The 18,883-nt window shown below is 68.1% G+C and carries 17 protein-coding genes; 4 read left to right on the forward strand and 13 right to left on the reverse strand.

Translation table 11 applies throughout. The annotated features are described in order from the left end of the window. The coding region (locus B7438_RS20610; protein ID WP_218775169.1) for an Ig-like domain-containing protein at window positions 1-839 on the forward strand (839 nt) is incomplete at its 5' end. On the opposite strand, the gene B7438_RS13765 is transcribed toward B7438_RS20610, so the two are convergent. The 3 genes from B7438_RS13765 to B7438_RS13775 form a co-directional block, all read right to left on the reverse strand. Further along, window positions 826-2,070 carry an MFS transporter gene (locus tag B7438_RS13765; protein WP_256922040.1) on the reverse strand — a complete coding sequence of 415 codons (1,245 nt, stop codon included), beginning with the start codon at window positions 2,068-2,070 and terminating at the stop codon, window positions 826-828. The two genes, B7438_RS20610 and B7438_RS13765, sit on opposite strands and share 14 nt — an antisense overlap. A gap of 155 nt (window positions 2,071-2,225) precedes the next feature. Continuing rightward, window positions 2,226-2,774 (reverse strand): cysteine hydrolase family protein, encoded by a 549-nt coding sequence (locus B7438_RS13770; RefSeq protein ID WP_085370177.1) that lies wholly within the window; start codon window positions 2,772-2,774, stop codon window positions 2,226-2,228. After that, entirely contained in the window at window positions 2,771-4,243 is a 1,473-nt protein-coding gene (locus B7438_RS13775; protein WP_085370178.1) for a cytosine permease, read from the reverse strand. Before B7438_RS13775 ends, B7438_RS13770 begins: the two co-directional genes overlap by 4 nt. 92 nt (window positions 4,244-4,335) lie before the next feature. On the opposite strand from B7438_RS13775, the gene purU reads away from it, so the two are divergent. From purU to nagA, 3 genes are read left to right on the forward strand one after another with little or no spacing between them, the layout of a single operon-like run. Further along, the gene (gene purU, locus B7438_RS13780) at window positions 4,336-5,211 is read left to right on the forward strand and encodes a formyltetrahydrofolate deformylase (RefSeq protein ID WP_085370179.1); all 876 of its coding nucleotides are present in this window, start codon (window positions 4,336-4,338) and stop codon (window positions 5,209-5,211) included. 36 nt (window positions 5,212-5,247) lie between these two features. Beyond that, complete coding sequence (locus tag B7438_RS13785) at window positions 5,248-5,610, forward strand: YrdB family protein (RefSeq protein ID WP_247597128.1); 363 nt, start codon at window positions 5,248-5,250, stop codon at window positions 5,608-5,610. Then, window positions 5,607-6,779 (forward strand): N-acetylglucosamine-6-phosphate deacetylase, encoded by a 1,173-nt coding sequence (gene nagA / locus B7438_RS13790; RefSeq protein ID WP_085370181.1) that lies wholly within the window; start codon window positions 5,607-5,609, stop codon window positions 6,777-6,779. The genes B7438_RS13785 and nagA overlap by 4 nt, the downstream gene beginning before the upstream one ends. 56 nt (window positions 6,780-6,835) lie before the next feature. Here nagA and B7438_RS13795 read toward each other — a convergent pair whose 3' ends face one another. From B7438_RS13795 to B7438_RS13840, 10 genes are all read right to left on the reverse strand, one after another. Continuing rightward, a complete protein-coding gene (locus tag B7438_RS13795; protein ID WP_085370182.1) occupies window positions 6,836-8,635 on the reverse strand; it encodes an Ig-like domain-containing protein in 1,800 nt (599 codons plus the stop codon). A gap of 291 nt (window positions 8,636-8,926) precedes the next feature. Then, entirely contained in the window at window positions 8,927-9,712 is a 786-nt protein-coding gene (gene nagB / locus B7438_RS13800) for a glucosamine-6-phosphate deaminase (RefSeq protein WP_085370183.1), read from the reverse strand. Then, the gene (locus B7438_RS13805; RefSeq protein ID WP_085370184.1) at window positions 9,705-10,610 is read right to left on the reverse strand and encodes an ROK family protein; all 906 of its coding nucleotides are present in this window, start codon (window positions 10,608-10,610) and stop codon (window positions 9,705-9,707) included. Before B7438_RS13805 ends, nagB begins: the two co-directional genes overlap by 8 nt. After that, complete coding sequence (locus B7438_RS13810) at window positions 10,607-12,160, reverse strand: glycoside hydrolase family 3 protein (RefSeq protein ID WP_256922041.1); 1,554 nt, start codon at window positions 12,158-12,160, stop codon at window positions 10,607-10,609. Before B7438_RS13810 ends, B7438_RS13805 begins: the two co-directional genes overlap by 4 nt. After that, on the reverse strand, window positions 12,157-12,987 hold the full coding sequence (locus B7438_RS13815; RefSeq protein ID WP_256922046.1) for a carbohydrate ABC transporter permease: 831 nt from the start codon (window positions 12,985-12,987) through the stop codon (window positions 12,157-12,159). The genes B7438_RS13810 and B7438_RS13815 overlap by 4 nt, the downstream gene beginning before the upstream one ends. 77 nt (window positions 12,988-13,064) lie before the next feature. Then, on the reverse strand, window positions 13,065-14,021 hold the full coding sequence (locus B7438_RS13820; protein WP_085370185.1) for a carbohydrate ABC transporter permease: 957 nt from the start codon (window positions 14,019-14,021) through the stop codon (window positions 13,065-13,067). Between the two features lie 118 nt (window positions 14,022-14,139). Further along, window positions 14,140-15,492, reverse strand: a complete 1,353-nt coding sequence (locus tag B7438_RS13825) for an extracellular solute-binding protein (RefSeq protein ID WP_085370186.1) — start codon at window positions 15,490-15,492, stop codon at window positions 14,140-14,142. Window positions 15,493-15,598: 106 nt separating this feature from the next. Further along, a complete protein-coding gene (locus B7438_RS13830) occupies window positions 15,599-16,810 on the reverse strand; it encodes an ROK family transcriptional regulator (protein ID WP_085370187.1) in 1,212 nt (403 codons plus the stop codon). Between the two features lie 188 nt (window positions 16,811-16,998). Beyond that, on the reverse strand, window positions 16,999-17,460 hold the full coding sequence (locus B7438_RS13835) for a hypothetical protein (protein WP_085370188.1): 462 nt from the start codon (window positions 17,458-17,460) through the stop codon (window positions 16,999-17,001). A gap of 110 nt (window positions 17,461-17,570) precedes the next feature. Continuing rightward, window positions 17,571-18,785 carry an NADP-dependent isocitrate dehydrogenase gene (locus B7438_RS13840; protein ID WP_085370189.1) on the reverse strand — a complete coding sequence of 405 codons (1,215 nt, stop codon included), beginning with the start codon at window positions 18,783-18,785 and terminating at the stop codon, window positions 17,571-17,573. Between the last annotated feature and the right edge of the window lie 98 nt (window positions 18,786-18,883).

The following is an 18,883-nucleotide window of genomic DNA, read 5'->3' on the forward strand; positions in this document are numbered from 1 at the left end:
CCCCCGCCCAGCAGACCGAGACCAACGCCGCCACCCTCGCCGCCTCCGGCACCGCAGCACCGGATGCGCGCATCGTCGTCTCCGCGACACCGGCCACCGCATCGCCGCTCTCCACCGCATCCAGCACAAGCACCGCGTCCACCACCGCCGCGGTCTCCGTCGGCAACACCACCGCCGACCGCACAGGCGCCTGGAGCCTCACGCTCGATCTGTCCTCGCTCACCGACGGCGACTGGTCGCTCGGCTTCGTCCAGGCGACGGCGGGCGGCAGCTCCCCCGCGCAGACCACCACCGTGTCGATCGACCGCACGGCCATCGCCCCGCTGTTCAACGAGCCCGACACCGGCTCCGACACGTACGCCGGGCTCCTCGCACCCATCGTCTCCGGCACCGCAGAGCCCGGGGCGACCGTCGACGTCTACGACCACGGGACGCTGCAGGCCACCGTCACCGCCTCAGCAGACGGCACCTGGGCCACCGATCAGCTCACCGGCGTCCAGCCGGCGTTCGCGATCACCGCGCGGCAGACCGACCGGCTCGGCAACGTGTCAGCAGTGACCGCGCCCCTCACCGGATCCGTGGCCGTGCCCGCCATCCGGATCACGCCGACGCCCGGCCACTCGTTCCTGCTCACCGTGGACGGCGCCCCCGGCGCGACCCTCCGGCTGTCCGCCGACGGCAACCGGATGCAGAACCTCGTGCACCTCGACGCATACGGTCACGCGTCCCAGGGATTCGAATGGGCGCTCGACGACACCCTCCAGCACCGGTTCGGCGTGGCGTACACCGACGGCAGCCGCTACGGCCTGCTCGTCGACCTTCCTGTCACGCTGTTCTGACGCTCTCCGGCTCGGCAGGCGCATCCACCGGCTGCCGCCTCCTGGTCATCCGCCCGATCACGAGCACCAGCACGAGCGCGACGACCAGCAGGCCGATGTAGACGACCGGCAGCACCATCAGGCCGCCCAGGTCGAAGATCATCGCACCGATCAGAGCGCCGCCACCGATGCCGATGTTGAACGACGTCGTGTACAGCGCGCTCGCGGTGTCGCGGAACGCCGCGGACGAGGTGTGGAGCAGCCGCGTCTGCAGCAGGGGAGGCAGCGCGCCGAACGCGAGCCCCCACACGATGAACGCGATCAGGGCGATCACGGGCTGCCCGGCGAACGCCGCGAGCGCTGCGACGGCGACTCCGGTGACCACCAGCGCGAGGATCAACCCGAGCTGCGGGCGCGGCCCGAACAGCGAGCCGGCGAGCACCAGCCCGACCGCGCCGGCGATCCCGTAGAAGAACAGCAAGCCGCCGACGTCGCCGGGTGCGACGCCCATCGGTCCGGTGAGGAACGGGACGACGAACGTGTAGAACGTGTAGTGCCCGATCATCGTGACGGAGGCCACCAGGCACACCATCACGACCGCGACGATGGTCGCGTCCTTCGGGCGGGCCGGGCGTTCGAAGCGCGGCACACCGCGCATCCGGTCGGCGTGGGTGTCGGTCTCACGCTCCACCGTCGGCAGCAGCTTCCACACCAGCAGCGCACCGACCAGCATCAGGACGGCGAGGAAGGCGAACGACAGCCGCCAGCCGAACAGGTGACCGGCGAACGTGCCGAGCGGCACACCGAAGACGAACGCGAGCGTGCCTCCGCCGAGCGTGATCGACACGGCCCTGCCGATCTGCTCCTTCGGCACGAGGTGACCGGCGTACGCGCCGACGATCGACCAGAACAGACCGTGGGCGACACCGCCCAGGATGCGCGAGGCGACCACGAACCCGTAGTCCGGCGCGATGGCCGTCAGCACGTTCGACAGGCCGAGGGCGATCAGGATGCCGACGATCATGGCGTGCCGTGGCCAGCGCTTGGTCAGCGCGGTGAGCGGCGTGCTCGTGATCACCACGGTGAACGCGAAGAACGTGACAAGCAGCCCGATCTGCGCTTCGCTCACGCCGAGCGACGAGCTCATGTCGGGCAGCAGCCCGGTGGGGATCATCTCGCTGGTGACGGACAGGAAGACGGCTGCGGCGAGCGCGAGCAGTCCCGCCCAGGGGAATTTCGGTGAGGTTTTCATTGGCGACGTTGAAGTGGCAGACATGACGAACTGTCCAACGAACGGCGTTCCCCGCCCCATCCGGTCGCCGGTGCGGCAAGACTTCGGATGGCGGGTCGACTACGCGCCCATGTGCGCGCCCAGGGCCGGTGTTCGACCACCGACCAGAAAGGAGTCTACCCGATCGACGCCAGGATGCTCCGGCTGTCCTCGATCTCGATCAGCGGAGCGTACAGCGCCATAGCGTCGAGAGCTCGCCGATGGTCGGCGTCGGTCAGCCCGGCGCATCCATCGGCTGCCACGCGGATGTGCACACCCGCGTCCGCCGCCGGCAGCGCGGTGGAGAGCACGCAGCAGTCGGTGGACACGCCGGTCAGCACGATCTCGGTAGTCCCGCCGAGCGCCGCCTCCAGTCCCGGCCCCCACTTGCCGAACGTGGTCTCGGTGACCACCGCGTCCGCCCGTCCGGCGAACGTCGGCACCAGCTCGTAGAGCCTGTCGTCCTCCGGCACGAGCGCGAACGGCCACTGCTCGTAGTACGGCCCCCAGGCACCGACCGGATGCGCCGGGGCCACGAACCGCGTGAACACCACCCGTTCCCCGAAGGCGGGGAGCATCGACTCGATCACCGCGGCCGCCTCGGCGAACCGCGGGGTGAACCAGTCGCTGTCCTCGTCGCCGAACACGCGCTGCATGTCGACGACGACGAGCGTCGGCTCCGTCACCGCTCCTCCTGGCGGCGGATCGCGCCGCGCGAGAACAGAAGGGTGCCGAGGAAGCCGATCACGAGTGCGACGAGCACGCCGAGGTTGGCGTAGGCCCAGTCGCCCTGCGTGCCGCCGAGCCCGAACGGCCCGAGCAGATAGCCCTGCCAGGTGAGCCAGTTCGCCGAGGCGTTCGTGACGAGACCCCAGCCGATCCCCGTCCCGATCACGATGAGGGCGATGGGCAGCCAGCGCACGCTGCCGTACCGGCCGCGCCTGTCGTAGAGGTCGGCTTCTGCGTAGTCGCGCTTGCGCAGGCTGATGTCGGCCATGAAGATGCCGCACCAGGCAGCGATCGGAACACCGAGGGTGATCAGGAAACCTTGGAACGGCCCGAGGAAGTCGTTGGCGAAGAACACCACGTAGATCGCGCCGGCGGTCATGATCACCCCGTCGATCCCCGCCGCGACGTAGCGCGGCGCCCGGAGCCCGACGCTCAACAGGGCCAGTCCGGACGAGTAGATGTCGAGCACGGCGCCACCGACCAGGCCGAGGACCGCGACGATCACGAACGGCACCAGGAACCAGGTCGGCAGCAGGGAGGCGAGCGCACCGATCGGGTCCGCGGCGATGGCCGTGCTGAGCTTCTCCGACGAGCCGGCCAGCAGGATCCCGAACACCAGCAGGATGACGGGAGCCAGCGACGAGCCGAACGTCGTCCAGCCGACGACGCCGGAACTGCGCGCCGAACGCGGCAGATAGCGGGAGTAGTCCGCGGCGGCGTTCACCCAGCCCAGCCCGAACCCGGTCAGCATGAAGACGAAACCGCCGATCACGTGCGGGAGGTCGCCGGCGGGCAGCGCGGAGACGGCGCCGAGGTCGATGTGGCCGAGCACCAGGATGATGTAGAGCACGGTGAGCACGCCGGTGACGATGGTGATGATCATCTGCATGCGCATGATGAGGTGGAAGCCGATCACACCGCCGGCGATGATGAGCGCGGCCACGACGATGAGCGCCACCACCTTCGTGGCGACACCGCCCTCCCAGCCGAGCTGCGTGAACACCGTCGCCGTCGCCAGCACGGCGAGCGCGGTGAGCACGGTCTCCCAGCCGACCGTGAGCAGCCAGGACAGCACGGACGGCACCCTGTTGCCTTCGACGCCGAACATCGCGCGGCTGAGCACCATCGTCGGCGCAGAGCCGCGCTTGCCTGCGAGCGCGATGAACCCGCAGAACAGGAACGAGATCACGATGCCGACGATCCCGACGATCGTCGCCTGCCAGAACGAGATGCCGAAGCCGAGCAGGAACGAGCCGTAGCTGAGGCCGAACACCGAGACGTTCGCACCGAACCACGGCCAGAACAGATCACGCGGACGGCCCCGGCGTTCGCTCTCCTGGATGGTGTTGAGCCCGTTCAGCTCGACCCCGAGGCCGGTGGCCGGTGTCGTCGGGACGTCCGGGGTGTGCTCGCCCGTAGTGGTCATGCACCGATCCAACTTCACCTCGGTGCGCCGCGTCAATGGCTGTGCACCTCCGCGCGTTCGGCAGCGGCCTGCGCAATCGCTAACCTAACAAGGTGACTCTCTCAGCCCCCGCATCCCCGCAGCCCAACCACTGGGTGCTCACGTTCAGCTGCGCAGACAAGCCGGGCATCGTGCACGCCGTCAGCGGCGCGATCGTCGCCGCGAGAGGCAACATCACCGAGAGCCAGCAGTTCGCGAGCACGGACACCGGCCGCTTCTTCATGCGCCTCCAGGTCGAGTCCGCCGCCGACCGCGCCGAGTTCGAGCGCGCTCTCGCTCCCGTCGTCGAGCAGTTCGGGATGCAGCACCGCGTCGACAACGTCGGCCGTCCGCTGCGTACGCTCGTCCTCGCATCCACTGCGGCGCACTGCCTCAACGACCTGCTGTTCCGCCAGCGCGCTGGCCAGCTGCCGATCGAGATCCCGCTCGTGCTGTCCAACCACGGAACCCTGCGCGACCTGGCCGGTTTCTACGGCGTCCCGTTCGAGTCCCGGCCCGTGGCGGATGCGGAGAGCAAGGCCGCGTTCGAGGCGCGCGTGCTCGAGGCCGTCGAGGAGCACGACATCGAGCTGGTGGTACTGGCCCGCTACATGCAGATCCTCTCCCCCGAGCTGTGCGAGCGCCTGACCGGCCGGGCCATCAACATCCACCACTCCTTCCTCCCCGGCTTCAAGGGCGCGAACCCGTACCGTCAGGCGCACGCCCGCGGTGTGAAACTGATCGGCGCCACGGCGCACTTCGTCACGAGCGACCTCGACGAGGGCCCGATCATCGAGCAGAACGTGGTCAGGGTCGACCACTCGCGCACCGTGCAGGAGCTGGTCGCGATCGGCCAGGACGAGGAGAGCCGCACGCTGACCCAGGCGGTCAAGTGGTTCGCCGAGGACCGCGTCCTCCTCGACGGCGCTCGCACGATCATCTTCCGCTAGGCGGGCACGGGATGCTGCGGCAATAGAATGTATTCCGTGACTTCCACGCAGCACCCGCAGAGCGAGACCAGGGTCGGGCCGAACGACGTCCTCCGGTTCGTTCTGGAACTCTTCGCGATCTTCACCCTCGGCTTCTGGGGCTTCGTTGCCTGGCCGCTGCCGTGGAACATCGTCGTCGGCATCCTCGCTCCGGCCGTCGCCATCGTGCTCTGGGCGCTGTTCCGCTCGCCGAAGGCCGTGCTGCACGTCGACCCGTTCGTCAAGGCGCTGGTCGAAATCGTCGTGTTCGCGTCGGCCGCCCTGGCCTGGTGGGACCTCGGCCAGCCCATCGTCGCCGGAGTGTTCGCGGTCGTCGCGACCGTGAGCGGCATCGTCAACGGACGCAAAGAGTTCTCGTGACCGGCCTCGTCGTCCACAACGCCCGCAAGGTGGATGCGGACGGGCTGGTCGACGACTTCTGGCTCGTCGTCGACGGCGACACCATCACTGCCACCGGCTCGGGCACCGGCTGGCACAGCGCGGCCCAGGGCGGCGGCCGAGAGGTGGTCGACGCCGGAGGGCACTGGCTCACGCCGGGCTTCATCGACCTGCACTGCCATGGCGGCGGCGGCCACCCGTTCGACGACGGTCCGGAGCAGATGCTCGCCGGTCTCGCCACGCACAGAGCGCACGGCACGACACGCTCGCTCGTCTCCCACGTCGCCAACCCACTCGCCTCACTGCGCGAGAGCCTGTCCATCGTCGCCGACCTCGCGGCCGGCGACCCTCTCGTGCTCGGCTCCCACCTGGAGGGCCCGTTCCTGGCGCCGGAGCGCCGGGGTGCGCACGACGCCGCCTTCCTGCGTGAGCCGGGCCCCGAGATGGTCGAGGAGCTGATCGGCGCCGCCCGCGGCACGATGCGCGTCGCGACCATCGCCCCCGAGCTGCCGAACGCGCTGGAGTCGATCGGTGTGCTCATCGAGGCCGGTGTCGTGGTCGGCGTCGGCCACACGGCGGCCGACTACGCCCAGGCCACCCGCGCGTTCGAGGTCGGCGCCCGGCTTCTCACGCACGCGTTCAACGCGATGAACGGCATCCATCACCGCGCGCCCGGCCCCGTCGTGGCCGCGTTCGAGAACCCCGACGTGACCCTGGAGCTCATCCTCGACGGTCTGCACGTGCATCCATCGGTCGCCAGGCTCGCCTTCGACGAGGCGCGTGGACGCGTCGCACTGGTCACCGACGCGATGGCCGCCGCGGGCGCCAGCGACGGTGACTACCGCCTCGGCGGCCTCAACGTCTCCGTGCGCAACGGTCTCGCGGTGCTCTCCGGCACGGAGACCATCGCCGGCTCGACGCTCACCCAGGATGTCGCCCTCCGGAACGCCATCACTCTCGCCGGCCTCGAGCCTGTCAAGGCGGTCGAAGCGGTGACGCTCACCCCCGCGCGGGTGCTGGGCGACGGCCACCGGTTCGGGCGGCTGCGCGCCGGCTACGCGGCGGACGCCGTGATCCTCGACCACGAGTGGACCGTCCGCCGCGTCTTCGCGGCCGGCAGCACCATCGCCGACGGCGCGACCGGCGCCTGAACGCCGAACAGCCCGGCCCTCGGAGGAGGGTCGGGCTGCTGGCGATGTGGATCGGACTACTTGACGAAGTACTCCATGGGGACGGCCGAGACCGTCACGCCTTCGAAGATGTGCACAGCGGTGCCGACATAGCGGCCTGCAACCAAGTCGAAGTCCGCCGTGGCTGTCCAGCGTCCGTTCACGTCGACGATCGCCGTCGCGACGATGGCGCCCGAGCTTCCGACGATCTGGATGGTGGCGCCGTTGTGGCCGTATCCGGTGTAGACGGGCCGCGGACCCGCGGTGTTCGCACCGACGCTCGGGCTGGCCACCGAGTGGGTGCCCACGATCGTGTACTGAAGCACTGCGGGCGTGCTCACGCCGTTGCTGATGTGCGATGCGTGCGTGACGTACCGTCCGACGCCGAGCGGGAACTGCGCGGTCGCGGACCAGTTGCCTGCCGCGTCGACAGTGGTAGACGCGACGAGCCTGCCAGTGTTACCGCGGATCTCCACGGCAGCGCCAGGAGTGCCCACGCCGGAGTAGACCGGGGTCTCGGTGTCGAGGACACCGCCGGCTGCCGGGGACGTCACGCTGAACGGCTTCGCGGTGACGGCGTTGACCACGTACGACAGGCGTGCCTGCGTGGTCGCGCCGCCTGGGATCTCCTGCACGACGGAGCCGATGTAGTAGCCGTTGGCCAGCGGGATCTCCGAGGTGACCGACCAGGTGCCGTCCGCGGCGACCGTGGTCGAGCCCAGGACCGCGCCGCTGCTTCCCCGGACCTGGATGCTGGCGCCGGGCTCACCGGTTCCCGCATACATCGGCTTGTCTGTCGTGACCTGCCCTTCGATCGCCGGAGCTGTGACCACGACAGCGGCCGTGACGGGCACAGCAGCGACGGCGACCGTGAAGTTCGTGGATGCCGCGGTCGTCTCAGACACTCCGGCGACCGTCTGCGTGGCGGTGGCCACCACGGGACCGTTGGCGAGCCCGAACTGCGACTCGACACTCCACGCGCCGTCGTCGCCGACCGTCGTCGAAGCGAGCAGCACGCCGTTTCCGTCGGTGACGACGATGGATGCGCCGGCCTCGCCTGAGCCGGCGAACACGGGCGTCGCCGTGTCGACCGTAGAGCCTGCAACCGGGCCGGTCACTGTGACGGGCACCACAGGAATCGGGACGTTCACCGTGATGAAGTGGTTGAGGGAGGAGACCGGCTTCGTCTGCTCGGTCGGGGTGAAGAAGTCGACCCGGAGCGCGACCGCGCCGTTCGGGAAGTCGGACATTGCCGGCGCCGTCCATCGGCCGTTCGTGTCGATCGCGCCCCCGGCCACGGGCTCGTCTCCGCGGAAGACGACGACGAAGCCGCCGGGGAGGCCGGTTCCAGCGAACTCGGGACGGTTGGTGGTGACCGTCTCACCGAAGCCGGGCGCAGTGACGGACTTCGGATAGGTGGCGGGGTCCGCGATCGCGAAGTTGGACGTCGCTCCCTTGTTGTAGACCGTGACATCGACCATATACGCGCCGTACGCCAGCGGCTTGGTCGGCTTCGGGCACGACCAGTTGCCGGATGCATCCGACTTGAACGTGCAATACGTGTACTTCTTGCCGCCCTCTGGGGTGAGGTAGAGGGTGCCCGCGTAGCTCTTCTTCGACGTCCCGGAGAACACCGGGTACTGGTCGTAGATGATCGACGATGCGGCCGGTGACGTGACGACCGGGATTGTCTGAGCGTCCGTCGCCGCGGAAGCGGGAGCCGCGAACGCGAGCCCTGCCGCCGTAACGAGGAGCGCGGACGCTGCGGCGACACCGGTGCGGGCCGCGCGGAACGCCAGCCCCTTCGGAGCACCGGCGTGCTGTGTGTTTTTACGCATGGGAATGCGGATTTCCTTTCGGCGCCCACACGCGTCCTAGGGAGGCGGCGTGAGCAGTCGGGTAGGGGATCGTTCCCCTGGGTGGGTCAAGCGATTCCAGACCGAGCCCGGTCATCGCTGTCGGAGAGTTCAGAGAAGAGCCCGTCGACATATCGATTCTCACACGCTTTCATTTAGGGTGCAAAATTTCAACGCGGGATAATCAATGTTTTTATGAAAAAAGCCCGGCCCCGTCCATGCCGAGTTCGGCGACAGACGGGACCGGGCTTCCGGTACCGAGAAAGAGTGCGGCTAGAGCTTCTGCCAGGCCGGCTTGTTCGCGTACGCGTACCGGTAGTAGTCGATGTTCTTCAGGCGGGACGCCGCAGCCTCGTCGACCAGGACGGTCACGTGCGGGTGCAGCTGGATCGCCGATCCGGGGTTGCTGGCGGAGACGGGTCCCTCGACGGCTCCGGCGACGGCGTCCGCCTTGCCTTCGCCGAAGGCGAGCAGCAGCAGGTGGCGCGCGCGCAGGATGGTCGACAGCCCCTGCGTGATGCAGTGCATCGGCACGTCCGCCTCGGAGTCGAAGAAGCGCGCGTTGTCTTTGCGCGTCTGCTCGGTGAGCGTCTTCACGCGGGTGATGGAGGCGAACGACGAGCCAGGCTCGTTGAATCCGATGTGGCCGTCCGTGCCGATGCCGAGGATCTGCACATCCACCCCTCCGGATTCGGCGATCGCCTTCTCGTAGTCGGCACCGGCGTGCTCGATCGTGTCGATGTTCCCGTTGGGGACGTGGATGAGCGACGGCGTGAGACCCAGCGGCTCCACGACCTCTCTGCTGATCACCGCGCGGTAGCTCTCCGGGTGGCCGTCCGGGAGCCCGACGTACTCGTCGAGCGCGTACCCGCGGACGTGCGACACGTCGACCCCTGCCGTCTGCACCTTCGCCGCGAGCGCGCGGTAGAGCGCGAGGGGCGTCGATCCTGTCGCCAGGCCGAGCACGGCATCCGGCTTGGTGGAGATCAGGTCGAGGATGCTCTGCGCAGCGAGCTCCCCCGCTGCTGCCTGATCGGGGACGACGACGATTTCAGCCACTGAGTTTCTCTCCTACGAGGGCAGCACCGAGTGCCGCGACGGGTGAATCTTCCGGGACGAGGCGCACGCGGTCCTGCAGCGAGAGCGACGCCAGGAACGGCGAGCTCGTCGACCAGGATTCGAGCACTTCGTGGACGTCGCACAGCAGTCGGTCCCCGAGATGACTGAGGCCGCCGCCGATCACGACGGAGTCGACGTCGACGGTCAGCACGAGAACACGGACAGCTGATGCGATGCCCTCTGCAAGCCTAGCCTTGATCGCCCGCGCGTTCCGGTCGCCGTCCGCCGCGGCGGCGAACAGTGCGCGAACGGGCAGTGGGTCGTCGGTCTTCCACTGCCGGGCGACGCCGGATCCGCTCGCGACCGTCTCCAGGCAGCCGCGCTGGCCGCAGGCGCAGAGCACGCCCTTCGGGTCGACCGGGATGTGCCCGATCTCGCCGGCGATGCCTCCCCTCCCCCGCCACAGCCGTCCGTCGACCACGATCCCCGCCGCCATCCCCGTGCCGAGGTTGAGGTAGGCCATCGTGCCGTCGAGGCCGAGCAGATGATACGCGCCGAGGGCCGCGGCCTTCACGTCGTTCTCGATGCGGACGCCGACGCCGAGCCTGCCGGCGAGCTCCCCGCCGAGCTCGAGTCCCTCCAGCCCCAGATTCACCGCGTGCGCGACGTGACCGGATGCGTTGTCGACCAGCCCGGGGATGCCGATGCCGATCGAGTCGAACCCGGTCGCGGACAGGCCGGTCAGCTCGCCGATCCTGGATACGGCGGCCACCGCGGTCTCGACCACCGCCGTCGACCCGAAGCCGGTGGCCAGCCTGACCCGCTGCGCGAGCGATCCGGAGGCGTCGACGGCGACCGCATCGGTCTTGGTGCCACCGATGTCGATGCCGAGTCTCACGAGCCGGAGCCGAGCAGGTCGAGGAGCGCCCGGCCGACGAGCCTGGATGCGCCGAACGTCGCGATGTCCGCGTACGCCCTGTCGTCGCTCGGCCAGCCCATGTCGACCACGAGCACGCTGTCCCGTTCGGCGCGCAGCCGGTCGATGGCCTCCCGCGCGAACGCGTGCCGGTGATTGTCCTTCCCGATCACCAGCACGGGCGACTGTGCGGCGAGCACCAGCTCGGGATGGTCGCCCTCGGTGAACACGACGGTCGGGTTCGCCGCGAACGCCGCCGCGAACGCGGAGTCCGGGTCGGCCGCCACCTCGGCGAACGGACCCCACGGTGACACGCCGACGGCGATGTTCGCGACCGTGTCGATGCGGACGACGGAGCAGGGGCCCCGGTGGGCGCGCATCCACTCGGCGGCATGCTCGGAGATGTCGAAGGTGCTGATCGCGACGACGACGTCCGTCGGGTCGAGCCGCCCGGCCGGGGCGTCGGCCGGGATGGGCACGGCCGCCTGCTCGGCGCGGAGCTCTGCGGTCAGCGCGAGCACCCGCGCGGCGGCCTCGTCCACCCTGGCCTCCGGCAGCCGGCCGGATTCGACGGCGGCGACGATCGCGTTCTCGATCTCGGCGAGCTGGTCGTCCGTGTTCTCCGTGCCGATGCACAGCAGGTCGCAGCCGGCGGCGAGCGCCAGGACGGCGGCCTCCGGGATGCCGCGATCCCCGCTCGCGCCCTTCATGTCGAGCGCGTCGCTGACGACGACGCCCTGGAACCCGAGTTCCCGGCGAAGCAGGCCCTCGATGATCGTCGGGCTGAACGTCGCCGGCCGCTCCGCATCCAGCTGCGGGAGCAGGATGTGCGAGGTCATGATCGTGCGCGCCCCCGCCTCGATGACGGCGCGGAACGGCAGCAGCTCCCGCTCGCGCAGCTGATCGACGTCGAGGTCGACCTCGGGGAGCACCAGGTGCGAGTCCTGGGCCGTGTCCCCGTGGCCGGGGAAGTGCTTGGCGCAGACGGCGACGCCCGCCGACTGCAGCCCGCGCGTCCACGCTGCGCTCTGCTCGGCCACCAGCTCGGGCGACGAGCCGAAGCTGCGCACGCCGATCACCGGGTTGTCCGGGTTGGAGTTGATGTCCACATCCGGGGCGAAGTCGAGGTTACAGCCCGCCCTGCGCAGCTCCCAGCCCACCCGGCGAGCGACCTGCTCGGTGTACCCGGGGTTGCCGAGCCTGCCGAGAACCGCGTTGCCCGGATATGGCGAGCCCGTCTCGTAGTAGAGGCGGGTGACGTCGCCGCCCTCCTCGTCGATCGCGACGACCGCATCCGGGTTGGCGGCGTAGATCGCGTCGGTGAGCGCGCGGAGCTGCTCGACGGATGCGACGTTCTGGCCGAACACGCACACCCCGCCGAGACCGGCGCGCAGCCGAGCTGCGAGCCAGTCCGGCAGTGTGGTGCCCACGAAACCGGGAACAAGGGTCGCAGCGATCCGCCGGCGCAGGCCGGCGCTCGCTTCTCCCGGTTCTGTGGTGTCCTGGTGCTCGGCGATGCCCGGCCGGCTCACCCCTTCACCGCCCCGCTGACCAGACCGCTGGTCATGCGGCCCTGCACGAAGAGGAAGAAGATGATCACGGGAACCGCGACGAGGGTCGACGCCGCCATCACCTGTCCCCAGTCCGTCGCGCGGGACGCCGACTGCTGGATGAAGCCGCGCAGCCACAGCGGGAGCGTCTGGCTGGAGTTCTCCTGCAGGATCACGAGCGCGACCGTGAACTCGTTCCACGCCTGGAGGAACGCATACACCCCGGATGCGACGAGCCCGGGCGCGAGCAGCGGGAACGTGATGCGCATGAACGCCTGGGTGCGGCTGAGCCCGTCGACCATCGCCGCCTCTTCGAGGTCGGCGGGGATGCCGGCGACGAAGCCGCGGAGCATCCAGATGGTGAACGGCACGACGGCGGCGATGTAGATGATGCTCACGCCGACGACCGTGTTCAGCAGGTTGAGGCTGCCCATCAGCTTGTACTGGGCGATGAAAAGACCCTCGGCCGGCAGCATCTGGATGAGCAGGACGGCCAGCACGAACGACTTGCGTCCGCGGAACTTGAACCGGCTGATCGCGAGGGCTGCGAGGAACGCGAACACGATGCAGAACACGACGGTCACGACGGCGATGATGAGGCTCATCCCGAGTGCGGGGAAGAACGTGCCTCCGTTGATGACCTCGGCGAAGTTGTCGAACGAGCCGCCGAACGGCAGCCAGGTCGGCTTGGTGTTCTGCAGGACGACGTTGGGCAGGAGGGACGAGTTGACCATCCAGTAGACGGGGAAGACCCAGATCAGCGAGACGACGACGCCGACGATCCCCAGAACGACGCGAGACGGCTTGATCTTCTGGCGGAGCTTGCGCGGCGGCTGGGCCTGGGCGTCTGCGCCGGCGATGGATGTGGTCGGCGGAAGCGTGCTGGTCACGATTCGTCCTCCTTGAGCAGGTTGCGCACGTAGAACCAGCTGATCGCGATGGTCAGGATGAGCACGAAGACGCTGACGGCGCTGGCCATCGCGAAGTCGCTCGATCCGACGCCGAGCTGGTAGATGTACGTGCCGAGCAGGTTGGTCTCACTGGCGATCGAGCCCTTGTCTTGCAGCAGACGGATCTGGGTGAAGACGCGTAGGTCCCAGATGATCTGCAGCAGCAGCACGATGCCGAGGACGGGGCGGATCATCGGAAGGATGATGAAGCGGAGGCGCTGGAAGCCTTTCGCGCCGTCCATCTGCGCCGCCTCCAGCACCTCGCCGGAGACCTGCGTGAGGCCGGCGAAGACGGAGAACGCCACGAACGGGACGCTCATCCAGACCACGATGATCATGGCGACGAAGAAGAAGGAGAGCGGGTTCTGCAGCCAGTTGTGGTTCTGGAAGTCGAGGCCCCACGAGGTGAGCGTGTAGTTCACGATGCCGCGGCGCCAGTCGAAGAGCCAGTTCCAGACCGTCATCGCTGCGACGACCGGCATGGCCCACGCCAGCAGCATCGAGATCTGGATGATGATGCGCACGGCCTTGTTGACGGCGTTCATCAGCAGCGCCATTCCGACGCCGATCACCACGGTCACGGCGGCCGTGACCAGGCAGAACGCGATCGAGCGCGCGACGACGACCCACATGTACGGGTCGGAGAACAGCGTGATGTAGTTCTCGAACCACACGAACGGCGCGGGCTGGCCGAACTGCTGGGCGAGTCCGAAGCTCTGCATCGACGTGATGAGCTGCCACACGATCGGGTAGCCGAGCGCGAGGATGAGGATCGCGACCGAGGGGATGAGCAGCGCGTACGGGGTGAACTGGAACCTGCGCTTGCGGGGCGCCGGGGCGTCGGGGCGCCCGGCCCTGGCGGTGGCCTGGGCGGCATCCTGGGTGGTCGTCACGTCTGTCCTCCTTCCTGGGAGAGGGTCTGGTGCTGGGGAAAAGTATGGGGGCAGGCCCAGGGGCGCGGAAGGTGTTTCCCGCGCCCCCGGCCTGCTCGGTGTTTCTGGTGGTGCTGTACTACTTACCGGTCTTGACGTTCATCAGAGCGTCGAGCTTGGTGTTGTACTCCTGCGCGAGGCTCTTGAGATCGGTCGAGTCCTTGATCTTGCTGAAGAACTCTTCCATCACGTTGCCCGCCTCGACGGACGCCCATCCGGGAGCCGCCGGGGTCAGCTTCGAGTTCGACGCGGACTCGATGAGAGCCTTCGCGAACTGGTCGTCGCCGAGCGAGGAGGTGTACTTGCTGTTCGCCGGTCCCAGGCCGTTCTTGCCGAGCATCTCCTGGTAGTCCTTGGAGAAGATGATCTTCATGAGCGTCTTGGAGAGGCCGGGGTTCTTGGTCTTGGCCGAGATCCCGATGTTGGAGCCACCGGCGAACACCGGAGCGGGCTTGCCGTCGTTGCCCGGCAGCACGAACGTTCCGAACGTGTTGTCGTTCCAGGTGCGGACGACCTTGCCATCCTTGGTGGATGCGTCGCCGATCGACCAGTGCGCCCATCCGGGAGCCATGATCGTCGCGGCGGCGAGCGACGTGTCAGCCGTCTTGTTGCCGTCGGCGTCCACGGTCTGGTCGCTGTCGTTCAGGTAGATGTACTGGTTCGAGTCCTTGGCATCGTTCGGAGCCTTGGAAGCGTTCTTGTACAGGTCCTGCAGCTGCTGGAGACCCTTGAGCGAGCCCTCGGAGTCCAGCGTGGCGACCCACTTGCCGTCCTTCTTCTTCGCGATGTCCCCGCCGTTGGCGAAGATCCACGAGATGCCGTTGCGCCAGTCCTGGCCGCCGAGGTAGAAGCCGGAGAAGTCCGCGATCCCCTTCGGGTTCTTGGCCGTGATGGTGGCGACGTCGGTGTTGAACTGGTCGAGCGTGGTGGGCACGGAGACCCCGGCGGCCGACCAGACGTCCTTGCGGTAGAACGCGTACCGCGAACCGAAGTAGTACGGGAGGGTGTACTTCTTGCCGTCGACCTCACCGGCTGCGACGAAGGACTGCAGCAGGTTGTCGCCGCCGAGGTCCTTGTACATGTCGGAGATGTCGAGGAACGCACCCACGTTGGTGAAGGTCGGCGACTGGGTGTTGCCGATCTCGGTCACATCCGGGGTGTTGTTCGCGTCGGGAAGCGACGTCGTCAGCTTGGTGACGATGTCTCCCCAGTCCTGCTGCTGGATGTTGAGGGTCGCGCCGGTCTCCTTCTTGAATTCGTCCTTGAGGTAGGTACGAAGAGCATCCGGAGTATCGGCGCCGACGAGCCACAGGGTGACCGTCTTGCCCTTGCCGTCTGTGCTCGGGGCGGTTCCTCCGCCGGAGGCGCATCCCGCGAGCACGAGAGCGGAAGCTGTAGCCACAGCGGCGAGGCCGACGAGCTTTCTCTTCATTGCACTGTCCTTTCGTAGTGAATGGGGCTTTCTTGGGTGGTCAGTGTGTGCGATTGCCACACCGTGGTGCTGGGGTCGTGGTGGTTCGTGTTCGGGCGGTGCTGTGTTACGAGACCCCGAGTTGTCCGGAGAGGACGAGTACGGCCGCGCCGCGCAGGACGATGTCCTGCCCGAGCGTGGTCATCCGGAGCGTGAGCGTGGCGTGGTTCTCGGCCATGGTCCTGTTCCGGAGCGTGTGGATGGTCGCCTCGGCGAGAGGGCCATCGAGCAGGGTGGTCGGGCCGCTGAGGACGATCTCCGACAGGTTGAGGGCGCCGACGACGGGCGCGAGGGCGATGCCGAGCCGCTGCCCGGCTTCGCGCAGGATGGGTGTCGCATCCGACCCGGACGCCTCCGCCTCGCGGATGCGCTGCTGCAGGCGGGGCACGCTGAGCCAGTGCTCGAGCACCTGGTCGCGGTTGTACGTGGTCTCGAGTCCGAGGTCGGTGCCGACCATGACCTGGCCGATCTCGCCGGCGGCGAAGCGGCTGCCGTAGACGAGGGCGCCCGCGACGATCAGACCGGCTCCGATGCCGTGCCCGACGGTGATGAGCATGAGGTCGCCCGCCGCGTCCCCGTAGCCGTGCTCGGCGAGGACGGCTACGTTGGCGTCGTTGGCGACCACCACGGGAAGCCCGGTGCGCTCGTGCAGCCGCTGCTGCACCCGCTCGTCGACCCAGCCGAGGTTCGGCGCGGTCAGCACGGTGCCGCTCAGGTCGACGACACCCGGCGATCCGACGCCCACGCCCAGGATGGGGGCGGTCGCGGCGCCGATGAGCGCGTCGACCAGCTCGGCCACCTTCGCGAACGCGGCCTCACCGGTGGCGCCGTCGAGCGGAACATCCGCCCGGTGCAGGATGCCGCCGTCGATGTCGAGCACGGCACCCCGGAACATGGCGTGGTCGCTGAGGTCGACGCCGACGATCTGATAGGCGGTTCGGTTGATGTCGAGCAGCACGGCGGGCTTGCCAGGACGGGCGGACTCGCGCTGGCCGAGCTCGACGACGAGTCCCTCCGCCAGCAGCTCGGCGACAAGATCGGAGACAGTGACGCGGGTCAGCCCGGTCTCCCGTGCGATGTCGGCGCGGCTGCGCTCCCCCGCCCGGTACAGCGTCTGCAGCACGAGCGAACGGTTGTGGCTGCGGGCGTGCTCCGGAAGCACTTTCGCGCTGGGACGGAGAGCCCTGCCCGGCGCGAACCCGCGAAGCGCCGGGGTCTGCTGCGCCTGCGCATCCACGGCCAGGGCCGCGGTGCCTCGCTGCACATCCGTCGCGTTCATGTTTGTTAGTAAAGCTTACGAACAAAAGACGCGCAAGTCTTCAGACGGATTTGGTGCGGTGTTTACCGAGTCGTAACAAACGGGGCTATCGACGCTTGCGGCGGCGGGCGAGGTTGAGCGCGAGTCCTGCGGAGAAGCCGACGCATTCGTAACATATTGCGATACGAGTACGCGCCCCGGACAAGCGACTACGCGCACTCCTTCTGCACCGCGGTGAACTTCGCGGCCAGCTCCTGCGCCTTCGACGTGATCTGGTTCACGTCGATGCTCGCGGGATCCTTCATCACGCCCTTCAGGTAGGTCGCGTATGCGTGCACGGCCGTGGAGGCGTCGCTCGTCAGCGCCTTGACCTTCTCGTTGGTGACTTTGGCGTCGAGGTCGGCGACCTTCTGGTCGACCTGGTCGAGGACGGCGAGGGACTTGGCCGGGTCGTCCGTCGACACCTGGCTCTGCAGGGAGGCGACATCGGTCAGGCCGCCCTTCACGATGGCGCAGGCGGCGTCGTGGGTCTGGTTCGAGGCCTGAGCGGCCTTCGTCTGGGTCGGCGACGGGCTGGCGCTCGGGGCTGGACCGGACGTGCATCCTGCCAGCGCGACGGCCGCGATGATGGCGGCCGACACGGCCAGAGACGATCGGATGGCTTTTCCCACGGTTTCCCCCTCGGATTCCGTTCCCCCGCGATGGCGGAACGCGACACCACGATACAGAAAGGCCCGGCGGATGCGTGCATCCACCGGGCCTTCCCACCGTGCGTCGAGCTCTAGCTCAGGCGAGCCTTAAGGTTCTCGCCGAGGGTCGCGAGGAACTCCTCGGTGGTCTGGTACGGCTGGTCCGGGCCGACGAGGAGCGCGAGGTCCTTCGTCATCTTGCCGGACTCGACCGTCTTGATGACCACGTCTTCGAGGGTGTGCGTGAAGTCGATGAGCTCCTGGTTGCCGTCGAGCTTGCCGCGGTGCGCGAGGCCGCGCGTCCAGGCGTAGATCGAGGCGATCGGGTTGGTCGACGTGGGCTTGCCCTGCTGGTGCTGGCGGTAGTGGCGGGTGACCGTACCGTGTGCAGCCTCCGCCTCGACGACCTTGCCGTCCGGGGTGGTGAGCACGGAGGTCATCAGGCCGAGCGAGCCGAAGCCCTGCGCGACGGTGTCAGACTGCACGTCGCCGTCGTAGTTCTTGCAGGCCCAGACGTATCCGCCCTCCCACTTGAGGCTGGATGCGACCATGTCGTCGATCAGACGGTGCTCGTAGGTGAGCCCCGCCGCCTCGAACTTCTCCTTGTACTCGGTGTCGAAGACCTCCTGGAAGAGGTCCTTGAAGCGACCGTCGTACGCCTTGAGGATGGTGTTCTTGGTCGACAGGTAGACCGGGTACTGGCGGTCGAGACCGTAGTTGAACGACGCGCGGGCGAAGTCGCGGATCGACGCATCCTGGTTGTACATGCCCATCGCGACACCGGCGCCGGGCGCCTGATAGATCTCGAAGGACTGGGCCTCTCCGCCGTCGGCCGGCTGGAAGCTCATCGTGAGCGTGCCGGGGCCGTCGAAGGTGAAGTCGGTGGCGCGGTACTGGTCGCCGAAGGCGTGACGGCCGATGACGATCGGCTTGTTCCAGCCGGGCACCAGGCGCGGGATGTTCGAGATGATGATCGGCTCACGGAACACCACACCGCCGAGGATGTTGCGGATCGTGCCGTTCGGGCTGCGCCACATCTTCTTCAGGCCGAACTCCTCGACGCGCGCCTCGTCGGGCGTGATCGTGGCGCACTTGACGCCGACACCGTGCTTCAGGATGGCGTTCGCCGCATCCACGGTGATCTGGTCGTCGGTCTCGTCGCGCTTCTCGATGCCGAGGTCGTAGTACTCGAGGTTCACATCGAGGTACGGGTGGATGAGGGAGTCTTTGATCGCCTGCCAGATGATGCGAGTCATCTCGTCGCCGTCGAGTTCGACGACGGTGCCTTCAACCTTGATCTTGTCCAATGGATCTCCTGTGGTCTGTGCCGTTTTTCAGCCGTCGACAGCTTACCCGAGGCACGCAACTATCTTGACATCGAGACAAATTCGCTCAGGGGATCGGC

The organism is Leifsonia sp. NCR5 (assembly GCF_002105485.1).
GTDB lineage: Bacteria > Actinomycetota > Actinomycetes > Actinomycetales > Microbacteriaceae > Leifsonia.

Excerpts from the sequence above, each read along its gene's own strand:
- B7438_RS13795 (WP_085370182.1), bottom strand. The coding sequence starts at position 8,635 with ATGCGTAAAAACACACAGCACGCCGGTGCTCCGAAGGGGCTGGCGTTC.
- B7438_RS13765 (WP_256922040.1), bottom strand. The coding sequence starts at position 2,070 with ATGAAAACCTCACCGAAATTCCCCTGGGCGGGACTGCTCGCGCTCGCC.
- B7438_RS13830 (WP_085370187.1), bottom strand. The coding sequence starts at position 16,810 with ATGAACGCGACGGATGTGCAGCGAGGCACCGCGGCCCTGGCCGTGGAT.
- B7438_RS13775 (WP_085370178.1), bottom strand. The coding sequence starts at position 4,243 with ATGACCACTACGGGCGAGCACACCCCGGACGTCCCGACGACACCGGCC.
- B7438_RS13825 (WP_085370186.1), bottom strand. The coding sequence starts at position 15,492 with ATGAAGAGAAAGCTCGTCGGCCTCGCCGCTGTGGCTACAGCTTCCGCT.